Annotated in this window: 21 protein-coding genes; 10 read left to right on the forward strand and 11 right to left on the reverse strand. The window is 70.2% G+C overall.

Translation table 11 applies throughout. The features are described from left to right. The first annotated feature begins 34 nt into the window (after window positions 1–34). Together ACIREO_RS36715 and ACIREO_RS36720 are read left to right on the forward strand one after the other, a co-directional pair. Window positions 35–730, forward strand: a complete 696-nt coding sequence (locus ACIREO_RS36715) for a type 1 glutamine amidotransferase domain-containing protein (protein WP_404118587.1) — start codon at window positions 35–37, stop codon at window positions 728–730. After that, window positions 727–2,052: an aldehyde dehydrogenase family protein gene (locus ACIREO_RS36720; protein WP_404118589.1), complete on the forward strand. Its 1,326-nt coding sequence runs from the start codon at window positions 727–729 to the stop codon at window positions 2,050–2,052. The genes ACIREO_RS36715 and ACIREO_RS36720 overlap by 4 nt, the downstream gene beginning before the upstream one ends. A 63-nt stretch (window positions 2,053–2,115) precedes the next feature. Here ACIREO_RS36720 and ccsB read toward each other — a convergent pair whose 3' ends face one another. The 7 genes from ccsB to hemL all read right to left on the reverse strand — a co-directional run bounded on the left by ccsB (window position 2,116) and on the right by hemL (window position 9,771). Further along, window positions 2,116–3,198, reverse strand: coding sequence for a c-type cytochrome biogenesis protein CcsB (ccsB, locus tag ACIREO_RS36725; RefSeq protein WP_404118592.1), 1,083 nt, complete (start codon window positions 3,196–3,198; stop codon window positions 2,116–2,118). Beyond that, window positions 3,195–4,889, reverse strand: a complete 1,695-nt coding sequence (locus ACIREO_RS36730) for a cytochrome c biogenesis protein ResB (protein ID WP_404118595.1) — start codon at window positions 4,887–4,889, stop codon at window positions 3,195–3,197. Before ACIREO_RS36730 ends, ccsB begins: the two co-directional genes overlap by 4 nt. A 4-nt stretch (window positions 4,890–4,893) precedes the next feature. Next, on the reverse strand, window positions 4,894–5,667 hold the full coding sequence (locus tag ACIREO_RS36735) for a cytochrome c biogenesis CcdA family protein (protein WP_404118597.1): 774 nt from the start codon (window positions 5,665–5,667) through the stop codon (window positions 4,894–4,896). Then, window positions 5,664–6,269, reverse strand: coding sequence for a TlpA family protein disulfide reductase (locus ACIREO_RS36740; protein WP_404118600.1), 606 nt, complete (start codon window positions 6,267–6,269; stop codon window positions 5,664–5,666). Before ACIREO_RS36740 ends, ACIREO_RS36735 begins: the two co-directional genes overlap by 4 nt. Before the next feature lie 67 nt (window positions 6,270–6,336). Then, on the reverse strand, window positions 6,337–7,590 hold the full coding sequence (locus tag ACIREO_RS36745) for a hypothetical protein (protein ID WP_404118601.1): 1,254 nt from the start codon (window positions 7,588–7,590) through the stop codon (window positions 6,337–6,339). A 187-nt stretch (window positions 7,591–7,777) separates the two neighbouring features. Then, window positions 7,778–8,467: a histidine phosphatase family protein gene (locus ACIREO_RS36750; protein ID WP_404118604.1), complete on the reverse strand. Its 690-nt coding sequence runs from the start codon at window positions 8,465–8,467 to the stop codon at window positions 7,778–7,780. After that, window positions 8,464–9,771, reverse strand: a complete 1,308-nt coding sequence (gene hemL, locus ACIREO_RS36755; RefSeq protein WP_404118606.1) for a glutamate-1-semialdehyde 2,1-aminomutase — start codon at window positions 9,769–9,771, stop codon at window positions 8,464–8,466. Before hemL ends, ACIREO_RS36750 begins: the two co-directional genes overlap by 4 nt. 293 nt (window positions 9,772–10,064) lie before the next feature. Between hemL and ACIREO_RS36760 the strand changes: the two genes are divergently transcribed. Together ACIREO_RS36760 and ACIREO_RS36765 are read left to right on the forward strand one after the other, a co-directional pair. Then, complete coding sequence (locus ACIREO_RS36760; protein WP_404118608.1) at window positions 10,065–10,661, forward strand: hypothetical protein; 597 nt, start codon at window positions 10,065–10,067, stop codon at window positions 10,659–10,661. A gap of 193 nt (window positions 10,662–10,854) precedes the next feature. Next, window positions 10,855–11,166, forward strand: coding sequence for a hypothetical protein (locus tag ACIREO_RS36765; RefSeq protein WP_404118611.1), 312 nt, complete (start codon window positions 10,855–10,857; stop codon window positions 11,164–11,166). Here ACIREO_RS36765 and ACIREO_RS36770 read toward each other — a convergent pair. After that, complete coding sequence (locus ACIREO_RS36770) at window positions 11,099–11,671, reverse strand: TIGR03086 family metal-binding protein (RefSeq protein ID WP_404118613.1); 573 nt, start codon at window positions 11,669–11,671, stop codon at window positions 11,099–11,101. The two genes, ACIREO_RS36765 and ACIREO_RS36770, sit on opposite strands and share 68 nt — an antisense overlap. A gap of 73 nt (window positions 11,672–11,744) precedes the next feature. Between ACIREO_RS36770 and ACIREO_RS36775 the strand changes: the two genes are divergently transcribed. Together ACIREO_RS36775 and ACIREO_RS36780 are read left to right on the forward strand one after the other, a co-directional pair. Next, window positions 11,745–12,581 carry a DUF6597 domain-containing transcriptional factor gene (locus tag ACIREO_RS36775; protein ID WP_404118616.1) on the forward strand — a complete coding sequence of 279 codons (837 nt, stop codon included), beginning with the start codon at window positions 11,745–11,747 and terminating at the stop codon, window positions 12,579–12,581. A gap of 102 nt (window positions 12,582–12,683) precedes the next feature. Then, window positions 12,684–13,433, forward strand: coding sequence for a Mut7-C RNAse domain-containing protein (locus ACIREO_RS36780; protein ID WP_404118619.1), 750 nt, complete (start codon window positions 12,684–12,686; stop codon window positions 13,431–13,433). Between the two features lie 51 nt (window positions 13,434–13,484). Here the strand turns inward: ACIREO_RS36780 and ACIREO_RS36785 are convergent, their stop codons facing one another. Further along, window positions 13,485–13,985: a hypothetical protein gene (locus ACIREO_RS36785; RefSeq protein ID WP_404118621.1), complete on the reverse strand. Its 501-nt coding sequence runs from the start codon at window positions 13,983–13,985 to the stop codon at window positions 13,485–13,487. Between the two features lie 239 nt (window positions 13,986–14,224). Between ACIREO_RS36785 and ACIREO_RS36790 the strand changes: the two genes are divergently transcribed. Further along, complete coding sequence (locus ACIREO_RS36790; protein WP_404118624.1) at window positions 14,225–14,983, forward strand: SDR family NAD(P)-dependent oxidoreductase; 759 nt, start codon at window positions 14,225–14,227, stop codon at window positions 14,981–14,983. A 66-nt stretch (window positions 14,984–15,049) separates the two neighbouring features. On the opposite strand, the gene ACIREO_RS36795 is transcribed toward ACIREO_RS36790, so the two are convergent. After that, window positions 15,050–16,243, reverse strand: coding sequence for an RtcB family protein (locus ACIREO_RS36795; protein WP_404118626.1), 1,194 nt, complete (start codon window positions 16,241–16,243; stop codon window positions 15,050–15,052). Between the two features lie 172 nt (window positions 16,244–16,415). Between ACIREO_RS36795 and ACIREO_RS36800 the strand changes: the two genes are divergently transcribed. The 3 genes from ACIREO_RS36800 to ACIREO_RS36810 all read left to right on the forward strand — a co-directional run bounded on the left by ACIREO_RS36800 (window position 16,416) and on the right by ACIREO_RS36810 (window position 19,765). Then, window positions 16,416–17,258: a DUF3558 domain-containing protein gene (locus ACIREO_RS36800; RefSeq protein WP_404118628.1), complete on the forward strand. Its 843-nt coding sequence runs from the start codon at window positions 16,416–16,418 to the stop codon at window positions 17,256–17,258. Between the two features lie 190 nt (window positions 17,259–17,448). Beyond that, complete coding sequence (locus ACIREO_RS36805) at window positions 17,449–18,246, forward strand: DUF3558 domain-containing protein (RefSeq protein ID WP_404118630.1); 798 nt, start codon at window positions 17,449–17,451, stop codon at window positions 18,244–18,246. Window positions 18,247–18,427: 181 nt separating this feature from the next. Then, window positions 18,428–19,765 carry a DUF2637 domain-containing protein gene (locus ACIREO_RS36810; protein ID WP_404118633.1) on the forward strand — a complete coding sequence of 446 codons (1,338 nt, stop codon included), beginning with the start codon at window positions 18,428–18,430 and terminating at the stop codon, window positions 19,763–19,765. A 63-nt stretch (window positions 19,766–19,828) separates the two neighbouring features. On the opposite strand, the gene lysS is transcribed toward ACIREO_RS36810, so the two are convergent. Next, the gene (lysS, locus tag ACIREO_RS36815) at window positions 19,829–21,589 is read right to left on the reverse strand and encodes a lysine--tRNA ligase (protein ID WP_404118636.1); all 1,761 of its coding nucleotides are present in this window, start codon (window positions 21,587–21,589) and stop codon (window positions 19,829–19,831) included. Window positions 21,590–21,646 lie beyond the last annotated feature (57 nt).

The raw sequence follows: 21,646 nt of genomic DNA on the forward strand, positions 1-21,646 counted from the left end.
TCTCACGCGTCTCGCGTCTCGTAGGGAGCACCCCATGCCCTCCGTACTCTTCGTTCTCACCGGTGCCGACCACTGGACCCTCAACGACGGCACCACCCACCCCACCGGCTTCTGGGCCGAGGAACTCGCCGCCCCCCACCGTGTCTTCTCCCAGGCCGGCTTCGACATCACCATCGCCACCCCCGGCGGGGTCGCCCCCACCGTGGACAGCGTCAGCCTCACCGCCGAGTCCAACGGGGACCAGGACCAGGCCGACGCCGTGGCCTCGTACCTCGCCGCCATCGACGAGACGCTCCGCATCCCCGCCCGGCTGGAGGACGTCGTGCCCACGTCCTACGACGTCGTCTTCTACCCCGGCGGCCACGGCCCGATGGAGGACCTCGCCGTCGACGAGGCGTCCGGGCGGCTGCTCACCTCGGCCCTGGACTCCGGCACCCAGGTCGCCGTCCTGTGCCACGCGCCCGCCGCCCTGCTGCCGGCCCGCCGCGAGGACGGCAGCTGGCCGTTCGCCGGCTACCGCATGACCGGCTTCAGCAACGCCGAGGAGACCCAGGCCGGCCTGGCCAACAAGGCGCCATGGCTGCTGGAGAACCGCCTCGTCGAGTTGGGCGCCGACTACTCGGCGGCCGACCCGTGGGCGGTGCACACCGTGCACGACCGCAACCTGCACACCGGTCAGAACCCGGCCTCCTCCGAGCAGCTGGCCCGCGAGATCCTGGCGGCCCTGTGAGTGCCGCCGGGACCGTGCGGGAGACCCCGGCCGAGGTCGTCGCCCGGCTCCGTGGAGCCTTCCGTACCGGCCGCACCAGGGACCTCTCCTGGCGCACGGACCGGCTGACGCGGCTGCGTGCCCTGCTCACCGAGCGCGGCGACGAACTGGCCGAGGCGCTCCGGGCCGACCTCGGCAAGGGCCGTAAGGAGGCCTACCGGACCGAGATCGACTTCACGGTCCGGGAGATCGACCACACCCTGGAGCGCCTGGCCGGCTGGCTGGAGCCCGAGCCCGCCCCCGTACCGGCCGTCCTGGCCGGGGCCACCGCCCAGACCGTGCAGGACCCGCTCGGTGTCGTCCTGGTCATCGCGCCCTGGAACTACCCGGTGCAGCTGCTGCTCGCTCCGGTCGCCGGGGCGCTGGCGGCGGGCAACACCGTCGTGGCGAAGCCCAGCGAGCTGGCGCCCGCCACCTCCGCCGCCCTGGCCCGGCTGGTGCCGGAGTATCTGGACGCCGACACGCTCACCGTGGTGGAGGGCGGGGTGCCGGAGACCACCGCGCTGCTCGCCGAGCGCTTCGACCACATCTTCTACACGGGCAACGGCACGGTCGGCCGCATCGTGATGACCGCCGCGGCGAAGCACCTCACGCCGGTGACGCTCGAACTGGGCGGCAAGTCGCCCGTGTTCGTCGACCGCGACACGGACCTGAAGACGGTGGCCGCCCGGCTGGCGTCGGGGAAGTTCCTCAACGCCGGTCAGACATGCGTCGCCCCCGACTACGTCCTGACCGACCCGGAGACCGCACCGGCCCTGGCTGACGCCCTCGCGGCGGCGGTCGAGGGGCTGTTCGGCCAGGACGCGTCCACCAGTCCGGAGTACGGCAGGATCGTGAACGAGCGCCACTTCGACCGGCTGGTGGGCCTCCTGGACTCCGGCCGTACGGTGACGGGCGGCGCCCACGACCGGGACGCGAAGTACATCGCTCCGACCGTGCTGACCGATGTCGCCCCGGACTCCCCCGTGATGCGGGAGGAGATCTTCGGCCCGGTCCTGCCCATCATCACCGTGGACGGCCTCGACGAGGCCATCGGGTTCATCAACGACCGGGACAAGCCGCTGGCGCTGTACGCGTTCACGGAGTCCCCCGCCGTACGGGAGCGGCTGCTGGCCGAGACCTCCTCGGGCGGGGTCGGCATCGGCCTGCCGCTGGCCCATCTGACCGTCTCGGACCTGCCGTTCGGCGGGGTCGGGGAGAGCGGCATGGGCAACTACCACGGCCGGTACTCCCTGGAGACGTTCAGCCACCGCAAGGCGGTCCTGGACACCCCGCTCGGCTGATGCCCGTACATGCCGCGAGGGCGCGACCGCACCGAAGCGGTCGCGCCCTCGCGGGTGTTCCGGTCAGACCCCGGCGTAGGAGTGCTTGCCGGTGACGAAGATGTTCACGCCGTAGTAGTTGAAGAGCCAGCAGCCGAAGGCGACGAGCGCCAGGTAGGCGGCCTTGCGGCCCTTCCAGCCGGCCGTCGCGCGGGCGTGCAGATAGGCGGCGTACGCGACCCAGGTGATGAAGGACCAGACCTCCTTGGGGTCCCAGCCCCAGTAGCGGCCCCATGCGTCGCCCGCCCAGATCGCGCCCGCGATGATCGTGAACGTCCACAGCGGGAAGACGGCGGCGTTGATGCGGTACGAGAAGGTGTCCAGGGTCTTCGCGGCGGGGAGCCGCTCCAGGACGGAGGACGCGAACTTCCCGGGTGTGCCGCCGTTGGCGATCTTGTTCTCGTAGCTGTCGCGGAACAGGTAGAGCAGGGTGCCGACCGCGCCGAGGTAGAAGATCGCACCGCAGATGATCGCGGTGGAGACGTGGATCCACAGCCAGTAGGAGTGCAGAGCCGGCACCAGCTGGTCGCTGTCGGTGTAGAGCCACGTGGTGGCGACCCCGAGGTCCAGCAGGACCGTGGTCACCAGCAGGAGGCCGATCCAGCGGACGTTCTTCTTCAGCGCCAGCAGGACGAGGTACGCGCCGACCGCCACGGTGGAGAAGGTGATCGAGAACTCGTACATGTTGCCCCAGGGGGCCCGCTGCACCGACAGGGCACGCGCGACGACTCCGCCCGTCTCGACGGCGAAGGCGACGACCGTCAGGGAGACCGCGATCCGTCCCCACAGATCACCCTTGAAGGTGCCGCCCGCGGCGCCGGGGCCGTCCGGGACGTCCCGGGTCCCGGCTGCGGACCGGGTGACGACCTTGGGCCGCTCCAGCACAGCGGTGCCGCCCTGCTGCGCGACCTGCACCTTCACCGTGGAACCGTCGGCGGCCGAGCTGTTCTGGAGCGCGGCGGCCGTACGGCCGACCTTGCTGCGGCTCCCGAACACCCACTCCGCGATGTGTGCGAAGAAGGCCAGCATGTAGACGGCCATCGACGAGTAGATCAGCGTGTTGCTGATGTTCGCCAGATTCTCGTTGGTTGCGGCGGCGAGATTCACTTCTCAGCCCCTTCGGCAGGTTCTTCGGAAGGTTGTCCGGTCTCGGGTTCGGGTTCGGGCGCGGTGGGCGCCACGGTGTTGAGCGCGGCCGCGAGATCGGCCAGCTCCTCGGGCAGCTTCGCGGACTCGCTCCGTCCCAGGCCCGCCATCTCGACGACGGTGACGCCGTCCGTTCCGCGGACCGCGCGCACCCACACACGGCGGCGCTGGATGAAGAGCGAACCGGCGAGCCCGATGATGGCGGCGACGGCGCCGGTGAGCGCCCAGCCGCTGGCGGGCTGGCGCGAGATCTGGAAGCTGGCCCATTCCTCGACGCTCTCGAAGGTGACCGAGCCCGCACCGTCGGGGAGCTTCATGGTCTCGCCGGGGCGCAGTCGCTTCTTGAGCTTGTCCCCGTTGCTGTCCTTGAATTCCTTCATCTTGGACGTGTCGAGCTGGTAGACGTTCTGCGGCAGCCCGGAGTCGACGCCGAGGCTGCCGTAGTAGCCGTTGAGCGCGAGGACCGGGTAGTCGAGCCCGGGGTACTGCGAGAACATCGTGCCCTGGCCGTTGCCCGCGAACGTCGGTACGAAGAAGGCCTGGAAGCCCAGCTGGGTCTTCTTGCCGTCGGCTCCCTTGTAGCCGTCCATCACCTTGACCGCACCGGTCGAGGTGACGTTGTTGTCGATGGGCAGCAGGGGCACGGAGGACCTGTAGACCTCCTTGCCCTTGCCGTCCTTGACGGAGATGACCGGTGCGTAGCCGTGCGCGTTCAGGTAGACCTTCGTGCCGTCGACGACGAGCGGCTTGTTGACCTCGATGACCTTCTTCTTCGGTGCGCCGTCGGCGCCCTCGGAGTACGTCACCCTGGCCTCGTAGGTCCGGGGCGTTCCGCGCTGCGGGCCGCTGCGTTCGTACGTGCCGACGAAGTCCTGCAGGTCGAAGCTGAAGGGCGTGAGGTCGTCGTTGTCGAAGAGCGAGCCGGACTTGAAGTCGTCGTACTGGGTGATCGTGTTGGCGAAGCCGTCACCCTCCACGATCAGCTTGCCGCCCTCGGACTTGAAGAGCTGCCCGCCGGCGAACGAGACCAGCATGACGATCAGCGCGATGTGGAACAGCAGGTTCCCGGTCTCGCGCAGATAGCCCTTCTCCGCGGCCACCGCGTCGTCCACCGTGTGCGAGCGGAAGCGCCGCTTGCGCAGGATGGAGAGGGCGGCCTCGCGGACCTGTTCGGGCTCGGCGTCGGTGCGCCAGGTGGTGTACGCGGGCAGCCGGGTCAGCTTCCTCGGGGCGCCGGGCGGCCGGCCGCGCAGCTGTCCGACGAACTGGGCGGTGCGCGGGACGATGCAGCCGATCAGGGAGACGAACAGCAGGATGTAGATCGCGGAGAACCACACCGAGCTGTAGACGTCGAAGAACTGGAGCTTCTCGTAGATCGGCGTGACGGCGGTGTGGGCCTCCTTGAAGGTCTGCACCTTCATTTCGTCCACGCTGTTCTGCGGGATCAGCGAGCCGGGGATGGCGCCGAGCGACAGCAGGAAGAGCAGGATCAGCGCGACCCGCATCGAGGTGAGCTGGCGCCAGAACCACCGGGTCCAGCCGATGACGCCCATCGCGGGTACGGAGGAGGCGGACTCCTCGCGCGGGGCGGTGGAGAGCTGTTCCCCGGCCTGGCCGAGTTCGCGCTCGTCCGTGGTGTTCGTGTTGCTCATGGACTCAGATCCCCACAGTGAAGCCGTTGGACCAGACCTGCATCTCCTGGATGAGCGCGTCCCACGCACCCGTCAGCAGGAGTACTCCGGTCACGATCATCATGCCGCCGCCGATTCGCATGACCCACGCGTAGTGGCGCTTGACCCAGCCGAACGCGCCGAGCGCCTTGCGGAAGGCGACCGCCGCCAGGACGAAGGGGACACCGAGTCCGAGACAGTACGCCACGGACAGCACCGCTCCTCGTCCGGCCGTCGCCTGCTCGAACGCGAGTGCGTTGACGGAGGCGAGCGTCGGGCCGAGGCACGGCGTCCAGCCGATCCCGAAGAGGGCGCCGAGCAGCGGCGCTCCGGCCAGCCCGGTCACCGGCCGCTTGTGGATGCGGAATTCGCGCTGCGTCATCCAGGGCATGAGGCCCATGAAGAAGATCCCCATGAGGATCATCAGTACGCCGAGGACCTTGGAGAGCGTCCCGCTGTACTCCTGGAGTGTCTGGCCGAAGAAGCCGAAGAGCGCGCCCCCGGACACGAACACGGCGGTGAAGCCGAGCACGAAGAGCGAGGCCCCGGCGACGGTTCTGCCCCGCCGCTGTTCGGCCAGGTCGGCGCCGCTGACCCCGGTGACGTAGCTGAGGTAGCCGGGCACCAGCGGCAGGACGCACGGCGAGAAGAAGGAGACGAGACCGCCGAGCAGCGCGATGGGAAGGGCCACTATGAGGGCCCCGCCGGCGACCGTCTCGTTTCCGCCGGTGACCGCGGCCAGTTCGAGCACCGGAGTCACTTCTCCGCGACCAGCGGGTCGATCATCTCGCGCAGCTTCTCCGCGTCGAGCGCGGCGAGCGAACGGGCGGCGAGCTTCCCGTCCCGGTCGATGATCACGGTCGACGGGATGGCCTGCGGGTTCAGCGTGCCCTTCGGGAAGCGCAGGAGCAGCTTCCCGGTCGGGTCGTAGATGCTCGGGTAGGTGACTCCGAAGTCCTTCTCGAAGCTGACCGCGAGGGACTTCTGGGGGTCCCTGGTGTTGACGCCGACGAACTGGACGTCCTGGCCCTCGGTCGCCTTCGACACCTTCTCGAAGTGCTTGGCCTCGGCGCGGCAGGGGCCGCACCAGGATCCCCAGAAGTTCAGGACGACGATCTTGCCCTTGTAGTCGGCGACGGCGAGGTCCTCGCCGTCCAGGGTCGTGCCGTCGAGCTCCGGTGCGTCGGTCCGTTCGCCCTTGGCGACGGTGGAGATCCCGCCGCTGCCGGTGACGAAGTTCGTGTTCCCGCCGCCGCCCGCCTTGGCGCCGTCACCGGAGCACGCGGACAGGGTCAGGGCACCGGCCGCCGCGATGGCGGCGGGCAGGGTGAAGCGGCGTCGGGGTGCGCGGCCAGAGCTCATGTGAAAAGTTTCGCATGGCAGTTCCGGGGAACTTGGGCACCCCCCTCGATGCCCGTACAGCCCCTTGTCAGGCCTGTTTGAAAAAGGTGTTCCAGCCACCTTCGGGGGCCTGTCCGACCTGGAGTGTGCGGAGCTTCGCGAGTACCGCCGGGTCCTGTGCGTCGAGCCAGTCGACGTACTGCCGGAATGAGACGAGGCGCACATCCGGCTTGCCCGCGATGTGTTTGAGCGCGTCCTCCACGGCGTCCATGTAGATGCCGCCGTTCCACTCCTCGAAGTGGTTACCGATGTAGAAGGGCGCACGGTTCGTCTCGTAGGCGCGGTCGAATCCGGCGACATACGCGTCGGTGGCCTGGGTGCGCCACCCCGGATAGCGCGATGGCATGCCGTTGGTCGAATTCTTCGACTGGTTGGCGAGGATGTTGTAGTCCATGGAGAGGACTTCGAAGGTGTGGCCGGGGAAGGGAATGCCCTGAAGCGGAAGATCCCAGACGCCCTGACGCTTCTCGGGCCACATCTGGCTGCCGCCCGGCGAGCTCGCGTCGTAACGCCAGCCGAGCCGCTTCGCGGTGGGGAGGAGATTGTCCTGGCCGAGCAGACAGGGTGTACGGCCCCCGACCAGTTCCTTCCTGTAGTCGAAGGGCAGCGGCTCGACGTCGTCCCACCCGGTGTTGGTCCGCCATTCGGTGACGAAGGACACCGCCTGGTCGATCTCGCTCTGCCATTGCTCGGGCGACCAGTCGCCGACCGTTCCGGAACCGCCGCAGAAATGCCCGTTGAAATGGGTGCCGATCTCGTGCCCGTCGAGCCAGGCCTGGCGGACGTACTTCAGGGTCTGCTTGACGTGGTCATCGGTGAGATAGCCGATGTCGGAGGCGCCCCGGGGGTTGTTGGGCGGACGGTAGAGGGACTTCTTCGACTCGGGCAGCACATAGAGCCCGGAGAGGAAGAAGGTCATCGCCGCGTCGTGTTCCTTGGCGAGTTCGAGAAAGCGCGGGAAGAGCCCGTTGCCGACCTCGCCCGCCCCGTCCCAGGAGAAGATCACGAACTGCGGTGGCGTCTGGCCGGGCTCGAGCCGGACGGGGGCGGTGGGCTGATTCGGCTGCTTTCCGGTGTCCGACGTGGAGCCGTCACCGATCAGCCTGACTTGTTTTCCTGGCGCGCCGCCGCCATTCCCGTGCGTCCCTTTGCCGCCCTTGGAGCCCTTCTCGGGATCCGGCCGGCCGGACGGTGATTCGTTGGAGCCGCAGCCGGCCATCGAGAGTGCGGCTGCGGCTCCGAGCCCTGCCCCGAGCAGGCCCCTTCGGTTGATTTCACGCATAGTGTCCCCATCTGCGGTCGTATTACCTCAAAGCCATACAAACTGGCGATGGCTTAGATGAGGAAACCAACACGACGGTTCCACTGATAATCACAAAAGTTGTTACGTGAACGCACCCTTACAGGTGCTGCACCTGTCGCACAGAACAGCGGGGCACGCCCGGCCCCACGCGGCACGTAACGGGCGGCTACGCTCCGAACGCCTTGGACTTCCCCTTGACCGGCTTGGCACCCGGGAGGAGATGCGCGGGCACGAGGTCCCGGGCGGGCTCGGTGTATCCCACGGACACGATCTCGTCGCCCTGATATGTGAAGGTCGTCAGCGAGGCCAGGGTGCACTGCCGCTTGCGCGGGTCGTGCCACAGCCGGCGCCGCTCCACGAAGCTCCGCACGATCCAGATCGGCAGCTGGTGACTGACGCAGACCGCCTCGTGCCCCCGGGCGGCGTCGCGCGCCGCGTCCAGGGCGCCCATCATCCGTACGACCTGCTCGATGTACGGCTCACCCCAGGACGGCTTGAAGGGGTTGGTGAGGTGCTTCCAGTTCTCGGGCTTGCGCAGCGCGCCGTCGCCGACCCCGAAGGTCTTGCCCTCGAAGACGTTGGCGGCCTCGATGAGGCGCCCGTCCGTGGCCAGGTCCACGCCCTGCGACTTGGCGATCGGCGTGGCCGTCTCCTGGGCGCGCTCCAGCGGGGAGGCCACGACATGCGTGATGTCGCGCTTCTCCAGATGCTCGGCGACCCGGTCGGCCATCCTGAGGCCGAGGTCGGACAGGCTGTAGCCGGCCCGGCGGCCGTAGAGCACACCGTCCGGGTTGTGCACCTCACCGTGTCGCATCAGATGGACGACGGTGATGTCCTTCGCGCTGTTCTCGCTCATGCGGTGGCCTCCGATGCGGCGCGGGCGGCGGCGGGCAGCGCCGCGGCGATCCGCTCCAGCGCACGCTCGTCGTGGGCGGTGGAGACGAACCAGGACTCGAAGGCGGAGGGCGGCAGGTACACGCCCTGCTCCAGCATCGAGTGGAAGAACGCGGTGAAGCGGAAAGCGTCCTGCTTCTTCGCGTCCTCGTAGTTCCGCACGGGCTCGCCGGTGAAGAAGACGGAGAACATGTTGCTCGCCGCCGACACCGTGTGTGCGACGCCCTCCTTGGTGAACGCCTCGCCGACCATGGAGCGCAGCTCCGCGGAGACCGCGTCGACCTTCGCGTACGCCGCGTCGTCCAGCAGCCGCAGCTGGGCGAGGCCGGCGGCGGTGGCCACCGGGTTCCCGGAGAGGGTGCCCGCCTGGTAGACGGGGCCGGCGGGCGCCAGGTGCGCCATCACGTCGGCGCGGCCGCCGAAGGCCGCGGCCGGGAAGCCACCGCCCATGACCTTGCCGAAGGTCATCAGGTCGGGCCGCACACCGTCGATGCCGTACCAGCCGGCCTTGGACGTACGGAAGCCGGTCATCACCTCGTCGGAGATGTACAGCGCGCCGTCGGCCGCACAGATCTCCTTCAGCCCGGCGTTGAAGCCGTCCACCGGCGGCACGACGCCCATGTTGCCCGGCGACGCCTCGGTGATCACGCAGGCGATCTCACCCGGCTGCGCGGCGAACACGGCGCGCACGGCCTCCAGGTCGTTGTACGGCACCACGATTGTGTCGCCCGCCTGGGCGCCGGTCACGCCGGGCGTGTCGGGCAGACCGAAAGTGGCCACACCGGAGCCGGCAGCGGCCAGCAGCGCGTCGACGTGCCCGTGATAGCACCCGGCGAACTTCACGACCTTGGCGCGGCCGGTGAATCCACGGGCGAGCCGGATCGCGGACATGGTCGCCTCGGTGCCGGACGACACCAGCCGCACCTGCTCCACGGGCTCGATCCGGGCCACGATCTCCTCGGCGAGCGCGACCTCGCCCTCCCCCGGCGTACCGAACGAGGTACCCCGGGCCACCGCGTCCTGGACGGCGGCGGTGACGTCGGGGTGCGCGTGGCCGAGGATCATCGGCCCCCACGAACACACGAGGTCGACGTACTCACGGCCGTCGGCGTCGGTGAGGTACGGGCCCGTACCGGACACCATGAACCGGGGCGTACCGCCCACGGCCCGGAAGGCACGCACGGGAGAGTTCACGCCGCCGGGCGTCACGAGGGACGCACGGTCGAAAAGCGTCTGCGAAACTGGGGCTTCGTATGAATACGCCACTTTGGTCCTGATCTGCGATTCGGGATTCGGGGGGCCTGGCCGGTATTCCCGGCCGCCGGTGAGCAGGGTGCGCGCGCTGCCCGTATGAGGCTCGTACAACGAAAGGGCGTCAGTCTCCTCGCGTCTGCGAAACTGGGGCGTCATAAGGGAAAGCTCACACATGCCATGGTGTCAGAGGCGTCGACGGTCTTGCGGACAGGTGTTTCACCGCACGCCCGTGGGGGAGGTCACTGACGATGATCGGGTTGCGCGGCGGGGCTGTGTCTCCTAAGAAGTAGTCGGGTGGATGAGATATGCATCGCGGTGGCGGAGTGGGCGAAGGGACCGACGACCTGGGGCCCGAGCCTGCCCGGCGAGGGCGGCACCGGCGCAAGGCCGAGCGCGAGGCCGAGCGCGTGCGGGACGTCCAGGCGGGCGGCGTCGACGGTTCGGGGAGCAGGAGCAGTGGACGGGTGGGGGTGACCTACAAGTACTTCGGTGCCCCTGACGGGGCCACCGCCGCACGTGTGCCCATTTCCATGCGCCCCGAGGAGCTGGGCGGCGACGAGCTGGGCATGGGCGGCATGTTCAGCAAGATCAAGCCCGAGACGGTGGCGGCCATGGTCCTCACCGGCATACAGGGCATACCCCTGAACAAGGTCCCTCCGCTGGAGCTCGTCGTGCTCCATCCCGACTACGCGGTGGTCAAGCTGCCGATGACGGTGGTCGACCCGCTGCGGGACGTCGGCGAGGAATCGGTCGGCGCGGCGGCCTTCATCTGGTCCACGGTCCCGGACCGCGGCGGCCCGCGCGACGCGTTCCACGTCTACCAACTGCTCCACGAGTGGCAGGACTTCTCCCACCGGCTGCACGACGCGGGGCACCAGGCGTACTGCCTGGTGTGGCCCTGACGGCGGCACCGCCGGTCCCGCGACCGCGCCGCCCCGGCCGCAGGCCTGTACCGGGCGGCCCGGCCGCTCCCGGGAGGCCCCGCCCCAGGGACGCGAAGGGTGTCCTTCGGCCATTCATTGGCCGAAGAGTGACCTCCAGCCGCACCGCCGGGTCTGCCGATGCAAGGAGCACGACTCCCGAGGAGGCCCTTGCATGGATGACCTGCTGCTGGCCCTGACCGTCCCGGCGGTGGTCGTCGCGAGCGGGGTGTACGCCGTGTGCGACTGCCGACGGCAGCGCCGGCGCCCTCCGCCGCCGTACACCCGCCGGGCGGCCCGTACCGCCGCACGCGACGCACTGATCCTGGCCGGGACCGTCGTCGAGGGCTCGTACGCCGCCCTCGGCGGGCTCTACGCCGGCCCGGCCACCCCGCATCCGGCCGGGAACACCCCCGCCGTCAGCGGTGGTCCGGACGCCAGCCGGGATCGCGGCCCGTCACGGCCAGCACCCGCTCGAAGGCGGTAGCCCCGGGCTCCACGGGGAACGGCTCACCGAACACCTTCATCTCCCGGGCCTGCGGGGCCATCGCCGCCAGGCCCGGCTCCAGCTCCGTCACCACGGCCGGGTCCGGCACGAAGTCCTGTCCCGTGGCCCGTGCCAGGTCCCAGGCGTGCACGGTCAGGTCTCCCAGCACCATGAGCCCCACCGTCCTGGCGGGCATCGCCATGCCTCCGGATTCCCCTTCCTCCGCCCCCGGCTCGGCCCAGGCCTTCACCAGCAGCGCCGTCCCGTCCTCGAACCGGCCGCGCCAGTCACCGGTGACGACGTCATCGGTCCCGCTGAAGTCGGGGGACCCCTTGGCCGCCAGGACCCGGAAGTTGTCGATCACGAGGAAGAGATGGTTCAGCAGGGCCCGGACGTCGTACTCGCTGCACGGGGTGGCACCGGCCAGCCGGCCGTCGTCGATGCCCCGCACGACGGGGACCGCCTGCGCCGCTGCTCGTTCGAGTAGTTCACTGATCGTCTTCATGGTTCCGACGATGCACCCGGCCGGCCACGGCGTCTTGAAGAAACGCGACAGGGACAGCCCATAGGATCCGGCCATGGCCGGACCCGGACGTGAGACCCGGGGCATCGTCGACGCCCCCGATCTGTTCACCCGTGTCCGCTTCCGCCTCCGTGACCCCTCGCCCGCGCTGCGTCCGCATGTGGAGCACTACTGGCTGATCGACTGGGACCTCCCTGAGCCGTACACCTCACAGGTCGTACCGCACCCGAGCGTCCACCTGGTCTTCCAGCGGACGGAGCACGGCAGCGAGGCGGAGCGGGCGGGCTTCGCCGAGGTCTACGGCATCGTGGAAGGCCTGTTCACCCGGCGTCTTGAGGGCAGGGGACGGGTGTGCGGCGTGAAGTTCCGGCCCGGGGCCTTCCGGCCGTTCGCCCCGCACCGGCCCGTGTCCGGGTGGACCGGGCGCCGGGTCCCCGCCGACGAGGTGCTGGCCGCCCCGGAGCACGGGCCGCTCGCCTCCGCGACGGCGGGGGCCGTGCTCGGTCCGGCCGACGAGGACGCCCGGGTCGCGGCACTGGACGCGTATCTGCTGTCGCTCCTGCCCCCGCCGGACCCCCAGGCGGAGCTCGCGACGGAGCTCGCCGAGCTCGTACGCACGGACCGCTCGCTGCTGCGGGTCGACGCCCTCGCCCGCGCGGGGGGCCTGTCCGTCCGCTCGCTGCAGCGGCTGTTCTCCACCTGTGTGGGGGTCGGGCCCAAGTGGGTCATCCTCCGCCACCGCGTCCACGAGGCCTTGCAGCGCGCCGGGGCGGACCCCGAACCCGACTGGGCCGGACTCGCCGCCGATCTCGGCTACAGCGACCAGGCGCACCTGGTCAGGGACTTCGCGGCCACGGTGGGGGTCCCTCCGGCGGCCTTCGCCCAGCGCTGACAGCCGCCCCGGGCCCGCTCCGGCCGACCGGCTCCCCGACGACCGGCGGGCCACCGCGGAATCCTCTCGCCGCCGCACCCCGCGCAATGGCATCCTGACCGGGTGAACGGACCCGAGATCACCCTCGAAGTAGCCCCGGAACTGCGGCTCTTCGTCGCCCACGACCGCCGCCGCGGACGCACGGCCGTCAGCACGGACGGCTCGTCGACCCTCGGCCACGTCGTGGAGTCCCTCGGCATCCCGCTCACCGAGGCCGGTCAGCTCCTCGTCGACGGACACCCCGCGCCCGTGTCCCACATCCCCGGAGCGGGCGAGCTGGTCGAGGTGCGGGCGGTGCGACGCCCCCAGCAGGTCCCGGGTGCGCCGCTGCGCTTCCTGCTCGACGTCCATCTGGGCACGCTCGCCCGGCGGCTGCGGCTGCTGGGCGTGGACGCCGCGTACGAGAGCGAGGACATCGGCGACCCGGCGCTCGCCACCCTCTCGGCAGAGCAGCGGCGCGTCATGCTCTCCCGTGACCGGGGGCTGCTCAGGCGCAGGGAGATCTGGGCGGGGGCGTACGTCTACAGCGACCGGCCCGACGAGCAGCTCCGCGACATCCTGGGCCGCTTCGCCCCCGTACTGGCGCCGTGGACCCGCTGCACCGCCTGCAACGGGGAGCTCGCGGAGGCGGACAAGGGCTCCGTGAGCTCCCGGCTGGAGCAGGGCACGCAGTCGTCCTACGACGTGTTCGCAGAGTGCACCGTCTGCGGGCGGGTGTACTGGCGGGGCGCCCACCACGCCCGTCTGGAAGCCATCGTGTCGGACGCCGTACGCGAATTCGGCGAGGCGGGGAACGAGGCGCCGACGGCATGAAGGGCTGCGGGCGGGCGGCCTCGGGGGCCGTCCTGCCCGCCCGCCCCGGCCTCAGAAGGCGTACGCGTCACCCGTGGAAAGGGCCAGCACCTCATGGGTGTCGTTCCGCCGGTTCCGGTCGCTCGCGCCACCGTTCCACACGGTGTCCACCCGCACCACGACCTCGGCCGGCCGGCTCGCGAGGCGCAGCCCGAGGGCGGTGCGCCTCGCCTCCCCGGCGACGCGCAGCGGACCGGTCCCGCACAGCACCGTCCGGCTGTCGCTGCGCAGACAGCCTTCGGGCAGCCTCTGCCAGGTCGCGAGCGGTGCGGAGAACCGCAGCCGTACGGTCGCGTCGGCGAGTGGCGACGGCCCCCGGTTCCCGGTCCGAAGCTGGATCCAGAGCCGCTCGTCCTGGAGAGAGACGCGTCCGTGGTGGGACACGTCCGCCTCCGGGGCGATCCCTCGCGGTGCCGGCTCGGCCACGGCGGACAGCCCTGGCCCCAGCACCACAGCCGCCACCATCGCCGTCACGGCGGGCACCTTCCGCACTGCTCCACGCGTCACTCGCATGCCCCGAACATACCGATTGCCCAGCAATCACCCCTATATACGGACCGGTTCGCCGCCCCTCCCCACCCGCACGGCCCACCCGCAGCGCCCACCCCGCTGCCCGCATGACGGCCGGGCCTCGGTCTGATCTGTCTGGCCGGCATGGCGTTGATCATGCAGGCCCCCCGAAACCACTGAGCCCGCACCCGGGGCACCCGCCTATCCTGGCCCCGTACCGATCAGCTGCCCGAGGAGTTCGCATGGCCGCCACCCCCATCGCCGTCATCACCGGCGCGAGCAGCGGCATCGGCGCCGCGACCGCCAGGCAGCTGGCCGCCGCCGGATACCGCGTGGTGCTCACCGCACGCCGCAAGGACCGCATAGAGGCGCTCGCCGCCGAGCTCACCGAAGCCGGCCACCAGGCGACGGCCTACGCCCTGGACGTCACCGACCGCGCGGCCGTCGACGAATTCGCCACCGCCTTCCGGTCCCTGGCCGTCCTGGTCAACAACGCCGGCGGGGCGCTCGGCGCCGACCCCGTCGCCACGGGCGACCCCGCCGACTGGCGCCAGATGTACGAGACCAACGTCATCGGCACGCTCAACGTCACCCAGGCCCTGCTCCCCGCCCTCACCGCGAGCGGGGACGGCACCGTCGTGATCCTCTCCTCGACGGCCGGTCTCTCCACGTACGAGGGCGGCGGCGGTTACGTCGCGGCCAAGCACGGCGAGCATGTGCTGGCGGAGACCCTCCGGCTGGAGATCGTCGGCACCCCGGTCAGGGTGATCGAGGTCGCGCCCGGCATGGTCAAGACCGAGGAGTTCGCCACCACCCGCTTCCGCGGCGACACCGAGAAGGCCGCCAAGGTCTACGCGGGGGTCGACGCCCCGCTCTCCGCCGACGACGTGGCCGACACGATCACCTGGGCCGTCACCCGGCCCAGCCACGTCAACATCGACCTCCTGGTCGTCCGCCCCCGCGCCCAGGCCTCCAACTCCAAGGTCCACCGCGCCCAGTGAACGCCCCACGGCCCGCGAACACCTCGCGGCCCGGCGGGACGGGGCCGGCACACGACCGGCCCCGTCTCAGCCCTTCACACAGACGATCTGCTTGATCTTCGCGACAACCTCCACCAGATCCCGCTGCTGGTCGATGACCTGCTCGATCGGCTTGTACGCCGCCGGGATCTCGTCCACCACACCGGAGTCCTTACGGCACTCCACGCCCCGCGTCTGGTCCTCCAGGTCCTGCGTGGAGAACCTCCGCTTGGCCGCGTTCCTGCTCATCCGCCGGCCCGCGCCGTGCGACGCGGAGTTGAAGGACTTCGCGTTCCCGAGACCCTTCACGATGTACGAGCCGGTCCCCATGGAGCCGGGAATGATCCCGAACTCCCCGGACCCCGCCCGGATCGCACCCTTCCGGGTAACCAGCAGGTCCATGCCTTCGTACCGCTCCTCCGCCACGTAGTTGTGGTGGCAGGAGATGACCGGTTCGAAGGTGACCCCGGCCTTCTTGAATTCCTTGCGGACCACGTCCTGGAAGAGGCCCATCATGATCGAGCGGTTGTACTTGGCGTACTCCTGAGCCCAGAAAAGATCATTGCGGTACGCCGCCATCTGCGGGGTGTCGGCGATGAAGACCGCCAGGTCACGGTCGATGAGGCCCTGGTTGTGCGGGAGCTTCTGGGCCTGCCCGATGTGGAAGTCGGCGAGCTCCTTGCCGATGTTCCGGGAGCCGGAGTGCAGCATCAGCCACACCGATCCGGCCTCATCGAGACAGAACTCGATGAAGTGGTTGCCCGATCCGAGCGTTCCCATCTGCTTCGTGGCGCGCTCCTGCCGGAATTTGACCGCCTCGGCGATCCCGTCGAACCGCGACCAGAAGTCGTCCCAGCCGCTCGTCGGGAAGCCGTGGAGCTTGCCCGGGTCGACCGTGTCGCCGTGCATCCCCCGGCCCACCGGAATCGCCTGCTCGATCTTCGACCGGAGCCGCGAGAGGTCGCCCGGCAGATCGTTGGCCGTGAGCGACGTCTTCACTGCCGACATCCCGCAGCCGATGTCCACGCCCACCGCGGCCGGGCAGACCGCGCCGTGCATCGCGATCACCGAGCCGACGGTCGCGCCCTTGCCGTAGTGGACGTCCGGCATGACCGCGAGGCCCTTGATCCAGGGCAGCGTGGACACGTTCCGCAGCTGCTGCATCGCGCCGTCCTCGACCGACGCCGGATCCGCCCACATACGGATCGGAACCTGCGCACCCGGCACCTCTACATACGACATAACCCCTCGATTCCCCCGAAAAATACTGAAAGCGCAAAACCGGTGCCGAGGTCGGCATACAGGTCGGCCGACCGGCATCCACAGCGGTGCGTGCGATACACATTGTGTCCATCGGCCGCTATCGAGCGGCAACCCGTTTTCGTACCGAAGGGAGCCTGGGACCGTGCGACACATGGCGTACGTACCCGGCGTCGCGCTTCTCGTAGCGCTCGTCGCCGGCTGCAGCGCCGGCTCCGGCGCCGACGACCCCGACGCCGACAGCAAGCCCGGCAGCCCGACGGTCACGGCCGCGCCTCCCGGGAAGTACCGGACGCTGCCCGAGTCATGCAGCGCCGTACCGCGTTCCACGCTCAAGGACCTGCTGCCGGGCGCCGCCGAGCTGCCCGAGGACCAGCAGGAGAAGGTGTACGAGGGCACGGCCACCGTCACCTACGACACCGACCGCAAGGTCGGCTGCCGCTGGAAGTCGGACGCCCCGGACGCCTCCCGGAATCTGTCCATCGACTTCGAGCGCGTCGTGTCGTACGACCCCTCCGTGAGCGACGACGACCGCGCCCGGGAGGTGTACACGAAGGAGGAGGAGGCCGCCGACCTTCCCACGGCGTCCGGGGCCACCCCCAGCGAGACGCCCAGCGGATCGGCCTCCACGTCGGCCGGCGGATCGGCCTCCGCACCGGCCGGGGGCACACCGTCCGGCTCTCCGAGCGGCACATCGTCGGCCGGCCCTTCCGCCGACCCGTCCGGCAGCACCACCGACGCCGATCCCGACGCGGACCTCCGGCCGCGGCTGCTCGACGACCTCGGGGATGCCGCATTTCTGGACGATGCGCTCACCCGGGCAGGTTCCACCGCACAGCACCGCACCGTGAGCGTGGTATTCCGCACATCGAACGTCATCGTGACCGTGCACTACACCGAGCAGCCGGCCGGCGTCACCGAGGTTCCCGACAGCAGGGAACTGCAGGAGAAGGCCCAGGCCCTGGCGCGGAATCTGGACGAGGCGCTCAGCGACTGACCGGGCCCCGGCGCCCTCCGGCCGGGGTCCCGGGCACGTCCCCGGGCCTCCGGCCGAAGGCGGCATCCGGTCGCCGTCCGTCGTACCGTGGCCCCCGACCGACGTACCGACCGACGCACTTCCCGACGCAGCGACGTACCGACCGACCACCGCACGACCGAGACCGCCGTGCCGTCCGAGTGAAGGAACCATGCACCGATCAGCCCCGCGACTGTCCCGCATACTCGCCTGCGCCGCCGTTCCGGTGATGCTCGTCGTCGCCGGCTGCTCGTCGGACTCCGGCGACGCGAAGAGCTCGGACTCCTCGGCGTCTCCGAGCGCGAAGAAGACCGAGCCGGCCGTCGAGCCCGCGAAGTTCACCGCGCTGCCCGACGCCTGCACCTCGATCGCCAAGAAGACCATCGAGGACCTGGTTCCGAAGGCCAAGACCAAGGGCGGCACCCCGGGCAAGTCCAGCGACACCGCGAGCCGCGGCGGCTGCTCCTGGAACGGCCTGGACGACAACGGCGTCAAGGGCTCGCAGTACCGCTGGCTCGACGTCGGCCTGACCCGTTTCGAATCGGACCAGTCCCTGGGCAGCGGCGCCAAGCGCGCGACGGACGAGTACACGAAGCAGGTCTCCAAGGCCCAGGCGACCGAGGGTGCCGAGAAGGTCTCGGCCAAGCCCGCCACCGGTCTCGGCGAGCAGGCCACCTCCGTGACGTACGGCCTCAGCAAGTCGAAGGAGGACTTCGAGTACGCGACGGTCGTGGCTCGCACGGGCAACGTCGTCGTCAGCGTCACCTACAACGGGGCCGGATTCGCGGGTGCCAAGAAGCCCTCCTCCGCGGACATGCTCAAGGACGCCCAGAAGGCCGCCAAGGAGGCCGTCGCGGCGGTCGGCGCCGGAGACGGGAAGTCCTCGGCCTCCCCGTCCGCCAAGGCTTCGGAAAAGACCTCGGACAAGGCGTCCGCGAAGTCGTCCGCGAAGAGCGCCGACAAGTCGTGACCTGAACCCGGCGGGAGCGCCGACTCCCCTGCCCAGAGGTGCCTTTACGAAGCCCGGTGCTCCCCCGAGCACCGGGCTTCGGCCCCTCCCCACGCAACGCGCCGGGCAGCCATGTGCCAGGCTGTGCCCGCGCCGGGTGCCGAAGTGGAGCCGGCTCGTCGAAGTCGGGAGGGGATCGCGGGTGGCCGCAATGCAGCTGACACGCACACACCGCGTACTCATCGGGGTGGTCGTCGCCGGCGCCGTGCTCATCGCCGCGATCGGTTTCGCGGGCTCGTACGCCGCCGTCCGTGAACTCGCGGAGGAAAAGGGCTTCGGCGATTTCTCGGTCGTCTTCCCGATCGGCATCGACGCGGGCATCTGCGTCCTGCTCGCGCTGGACCTGCTGCTGACGTGGATGCGCATACCCTTCCCGCTGCTGCGTCAGACCGCCTGGCTGCTCACCGCGGCGACGATCGCCTTCAACGGCGCCGCCGCCTGGCCCGACCCGCTGGGCACAGGCATGCACGCCGTGATCCCCATCCTGTTCGTCGTCTCCGTCGAGGCCGCGCGGCACGCGGTGGGCCGGATCGCGGACATCACCGCCGACAAGCACATGGAGGGCGTCCGCCTCACCCGCTGGCTGCTCTCCCCCGTCCCCACGTTCAAGCTGTGGCGCCGGATGAAGCTGTGGGAGCTGCGCAGTTACGAGCAGGTCATCAAGCTCGAACAGGACCGGCTGATCTACCAGGCCCGCCTCCAGGCCCGATTCGGCCGCAACTGGCGCCGCAAGGCCCCCGTCGAGTCGATGATGCCGCTACGTCTGGCGAAGTACGGTGTCCCACTCGCCGAGACCGCCCCGGCCGGCCTCGCCGCCGCGGGCATCGAACCGGCGCTGCTGCCGCCCGCACCGGCGGCTGTGGAGACCGAGCAGCAGCACCCCCAACTCCCGTACGACCCGCAGCCCCAGCCGCAGCATCAGGCCACCCCGTACGACGCCTACGACCAACAGCACCAGCCCCAGCACCAGCACCAGCAGGCTCAACAGCAGTACCCCCAGGATGACCCCGGCTCGCACGACAGCCCCTGGTTCGCGGCGCCCAAGGTCCTGGACGAGGCGTACGAGGGCGCATACGACCCGGGGTACGAAGAGGGCATGGACCCGACCCCGGTGATGATCCCCTCGGGCCCCGGCCGGACCCGCCCGCTCGGCAACGTGGGCACGATCGGCGCGTTCCCGCACCCCCGCTCGGCGGAACCGGAACCCGGGCAGCGGCAGGAGCCGGAGCATGACGCGGCCCAGGAGGCCGACCCGGCCGAACGGTCCGAGGACGAGATCGAGTTCGGCGAGATCGCGTACGACGTGTTCACCGCGTACACGCACCAGCACCAGGACTACCCGAGCGCCGAGGTGCTCGACATACACCTCTCGGACGGCCACAACGTCCGTCACCCGCGCAGCGCCGCTCTGCTCCGCAAGCTGCTGCCCGGCTTCAAGCAGCGCTTCGACAACGAGATGGCCGCGGACCACATCGCGTAGGGCGCGACGAACGACAGAACGGGCGGGCCGCTGAGCGGCCCGCCCGTTCTCACATCCTGGGTGCTACGCGCCGAGCAGCGTCCGCACCCGGTCCGCCCCGACCGCGAGGAGGAGCGTGGGCAGGCGCGGCCCGGTGTCCCTGCCGACGAGCAGCCGGTACAACAGCGCGAAGAAGGAGCGCTGGGCCACCTTCAGCTCGGGCGTCGGCCTGGCGTCCGGCGCCAGCCCCTCCAGCACCTTCGGCACTCCGTAGACCAGGGTGGTCAGCCCGTCCAGCGACCAGTGCGAGTCGAGCCCTTCCAGCAGCAGCCGCAGCGACTCACGGCCCTGCTCGTCCAGGGAGCCGAGCAGCTCCTTGTCCGGCTCGTCCCGGACGATGGTGCGGGCCTCGGCCGGCACCTGGGTGGTGATCCAGCTCTCGGCGCGGTCGAGCCGGGGCCGTGCCTCGTCGAGTGAGGTCAGCGGGTTCTCCGGGTCGAGCTCGCTGAGGATGCGCAGCGTCTGGTCCTCGGCACCGGCGGTGATGTCGGCGACCGAGGCGAGCGTGCGGTACGGCAGCGGGCGGGGGGTGCTGGGCAGCTCCCCGGCGGCCGTGCCGACGGCCCGGGCGTAGGCGGCGGCGTCGGCGGGCAGCACCGTGCCGTCGGCCACCTTGCGGCCCAGCGAGTCCCATTCGTCGTACAGACGCTGGATCTCCTGGTCGAAGGCGATCTTGAAGGACTGGTTGGGCCTGCGGCGCGCGTACAGCCAGCGCAGCAGCGGCGCCTCCATGATCTTCAGCGCGTCGGCCGGGGTCGGCACGCCGCCCTTGCTGGAGGACATCTTCGCCATGCCGGAGATCCCGACGAACGCGTACATCGGTCCGATCGGCTGGACCCCGTCGAAGATCTCGCGCACGATCTGGCCGCCGACGACGAAGGAGGATCCGGGCGAGGAGTGGTCCACGCCGCTGGGCTCGAAGATCACGCCCTCGTAGGCCCAGCGCATCGGCCAGTCGACCTTCCAGACCAACTTGCCTCGGTTGAACTCGTTGAGCCGGACGGTCTCGGCGAAGCCGCACGCCGAGCAGGTGTAGTTCAGCTCGGTGGTGTCGTCGTCGTACGCCGTGACGACGGTGAGGTCCTTCTCGCAGTTGCCGCAGTAGGGCTTGTACGGGAAGTAGCCGGCGGCGTTCGAGCTGCCGTCGTCCTCGTCCGCCGCGCCGGAGCCCTCGGCGGCCTCCAGCTCGGCCTCGTCGACCTTCTTCTGCTGCGGCTTCTTGCCGCCCTTTCCGCCCGCCGCGCCGTCCTTCTTTGTGCGGTAGCGGTCCAGGACGGCGTCGATGTCGGCCCGGTGCCTCATCGCGTGCAGGACCTGCTCGCGATAGGTGCCCGCCGTGTACTGCTCGGTCTGGCTGATGCCGTCGTACTCCACACCGAGCTCGTCCAGGGCCGTGGTCATCGCGGCCTTGAAGTGCTCGGCCCAGTTCGCGTACGACGACCCGGCCGGGGCCGGCACAGAGGTCAGCGGCTTGCCGATGTGCGCCTGCCAGGAGTCGTCGACACCCTCGACGCCGTTCGGCACCTTGCGGTAGCGGTCGTAGTCGTCCCAGGAGATCAGGTGGCGCACGGTGTGGCCGCGGCGGCGGATCTCGTCGGCGACCAGGTGCGGGGTCATGACCTCGCGGAGGTTGCCCAGGTGGATCGGGCCGGACGGGGAGAGCCCGGACGCGACGACGACCGGTTTGCCAGGCGCACGTCGCTCCGATTCGGCGATGACATCGTCCGCGAAGCGGGAGACCCAGTCGGTCTCGGTGCTGCTCTGACTCGAAGCCACGGTCGGCACGTCCTTCTCTCGTGTAGGACTCGTAGGGGCGTCACCCATGAGGGCACCCCCATTCTC

It is taken from the genome of Streptomyces sp. NPDC102441 (assembly GCF_044765585.1).
Taxonomy (GTDB): Bacteria; Actinomycetota; Actinomycetes; order Streptomycetales; family Streptomycetaceae; genus Streptomyces.